Genomic DNA, 2,589 nt, shown 5'->3' with positions numbered 1-2,589 from the left:
CCTCGAAAACCTTCTCCACGAAAACCGGAAGTTCGCGCCCACCCCTGAGTTCGCGGCCAACGCGGTAGTCGGCGCCGGAGTCTATGCGGAAGCCAATGCGGACCGTCCCGCGTTCTGGGCGAAGCAGGCCCGGGAACTGCTGGACTGGGACACGGACTTCACCGAAGCCCTGGACTGGTCCGACCCGCCGTTCGCGAAGTGGTTCGTCGGCGGCAAGGTCAATGCCGCGTACAACGCCCTGGACCGGCACGTGGAGAACGGGCTCGGGGACCGGGTGGCCATCCATTTCGAAGGCGAACCGGGCGACACCCGCTCCTACACCTACGCGCAGCTGACCGAAGAGGTCAAGAAGGCCGCCAACGCGTTCGAGTCGCTCGGTGTGGCCAAGGGTGACCGGGTGGCCGTGTACCTGCCCATGATCCCCGAAGCCGTGATCACGATGCTGGCCTGTGCCCGGATCGGGGCCGTGCACTCGGTGGTGTTCGGCGGTTTCTCCGCCGACGCGCTGCGCTCGAGGATCGATGACGCCGAGGCCAAGCTCGTGGTCACCGCCGACGGCACCTACCGGCGCGGGAAGCCCAGCCCGCTCAAGCCGGCCGTGGACCAGGCCCTGTCCCGTGAGGGACATTCGGTCCGGAACGTCGTGGTGGTCAAGCGCAACGGCCAGCCGGTGGACTGGCACGAGGGCAGGGACCAGTGGTGGGAGGACACGGTCGGCGCCGCGTCCGGCGAGCACACCGCCGTCGGGCATGACGCCGAACACCCGCTGTTCATCCTGTACACCTCCGGGACCACGGGCAAGCCCAAGGGCATCCTGCACACCACCGGCGGCTACCTGACCCAGACCGCGTACACGCACAAGGCGGTCTTCGACCTGCACCCGGACACGGACGTGTTCTGGTGCACCGCCGACGTCGGATGGGTCACCGGCCACTCGTACGTCGCCTACGCCCCGCTCGTGAACGGCGCCACCCAGGTCATGTACGAGGGCACCCCGGATTCCCCGCACCAGGGCCGCTGGTGGGAAATCGTTCAGAAGTACAAGGTCTCCATCCTGTACACCGCCCCCACGGCGATCCGGACGTTCATGAAATGGGGCAAGGAGATCCCGGGCAAGTACGATCTGTCCTCGATCCGGGTCCTGGGCTCGGTGGGTGAGCCCATCAACCCCGAGGCCTGGATGTGGTACCGGGACGTCATCGGCTCCAACGCCGGGAAGAACGGGGAAAAGAAGGAACACCCTGCCCCGATCGTGGACACCTGGTGGCAGACCGAGACCGGCGCGCAGATGATCGCGCCGCTTCCGGGCGTGACCGCGACCAAGCCGGGCTCGGCCCAGGTCCCGCTGCCGGGCATCGCGATCGACGTCGTGGACGAGGCCGGCGAATCCGTCCCCGACGGGCACGGCGGCTACCTCGTGGTCCGCGAACCCTGGCCCGCGATGCTGCGCGGCATCTGGGGGGACCCGGAACGGTTCAAGGACACCTACTGGTCCCGCTTCGAGGGCATGTACTTCGCCGGCGACGGCGCCAAGAAAGACGAAGACGGCGACGTGTGGCTCCTGGGCCGGGTGGATGACGTCATGAACGTCTCCGGGCACCGGCTCTCCACCACCGAAATCGAATCCGCGCTCGTGTCCCACCCCTGGGTGGCGGAGGCCGCCGTCGTCGGGGCTTCCGACGAAACCACCGGCCAGGCCGTGGTCGCGTTCGTCATCCTGCGCGGGGACGCCGTCAACAGCGGCGACGCCACCGTCTTCGAGCTGCGCAACCACGTGGGCAAGGAAATCGGCCCCATCGCCAAACCCAGGCACATCCTCGTGGTCCCCGAGCTGCCCAAGACCCGTTCCGGGAAGATCGTGCGCCGCCTCCTGCAGGACTTGGTGGAAGGCCGCGACACCGGGGACTCCACCACCCTCTCGGATCCCGGCATCATACAGCGGATCGGTATGGAGCTTCCGAATCAAACGAGCTCAATCTACGAAGGTCAAACCCCATCTAGCTTGAGCGAAAGGAATCCTCATGTGCAGCTAACAAGCGGCGCGTCGGCACGTAGCCGGTAGGCCGCCCTTGCTGATTCGTAAATATGTAACATGAATACTGCCATTAAGCCGCAGCGGGAGAGTTCAGCACACCCAGGCTGACGCCGTAGGAGCAAATCCTCCCCAGGAATCTCTCAGGCCCATGTACCGCTGCAGCGCGGCAACTCTGGAAAGCAGCACCCGCCCTCTCGCCTGAGATGAATGGTGCTCACCGACGGTGCAAGGGACTTCTAACACGGACGTCCCGGAAACTCTCAGGTCCAATACAGAGCGGGGAGGACCCCAAAATCCAGGCCGCCCTGCTCAGGGATAGGCCGCTACCTTGGAGTTCTCTGTGACCATTCAATCCCACACATCCGTCTTCGTTGACCGGCATATCGGCGCCCGCCGCCAGGCCGACATTGACATCATGCTCAAGGCAGTCGGCTACGACTCCGTTGACGGCCTGGTGGATGTCGCCGTCCCCGATTCCATCCGCCAGGATGTCGCATTGACGCTCCAGAACGCCCTCAGCGAGGTCGAGGTCCTGGCCGAGCTGCGCAAGCTGG

General features: G+C 65.7%; 2 protein-coding genes and 2 riboswitches. Both genes read left to right on the top strand.

The features are described 5' to 3' along the window. A partial coding sequence (gene acs, locus AC3WJU_RS22360; protein ID WP_492260913.1) for an acetate--CoA ligase occupies nt 1–2,062 on the top strand: 2,062 nt, incomplete at its 5' end. Nucleotides 2,063–2,106: 44 nt separating this feature from the next. After that, nucleotides 2,107–2,201, top strand: a riboswitch (glycine riboswitch). After that, nucleotides 2,202–2,320: riboswitch (glycine riboswitch) on the top strand. A 43-nt stretch (nt 2,321–2,363) separates the two neighbouring features. Continuing rightward, a partial coding sequence (locus AC3WJU_RS22355) for a hypothetical protein (protein ID WP_492260912.1) occupies nt 2,364–2,589 on the top strand: 226 nt, incomplete at its 3' end.

This window comes from Arthrobacter sp. FW306-1B-F12A, assembly GCF_058781865.1.
The sequence above is the reverse complement of the archived record's forward strand: the minus strand, read 5'-3'. Positions and strand labels throughout refer to the sequence as shown.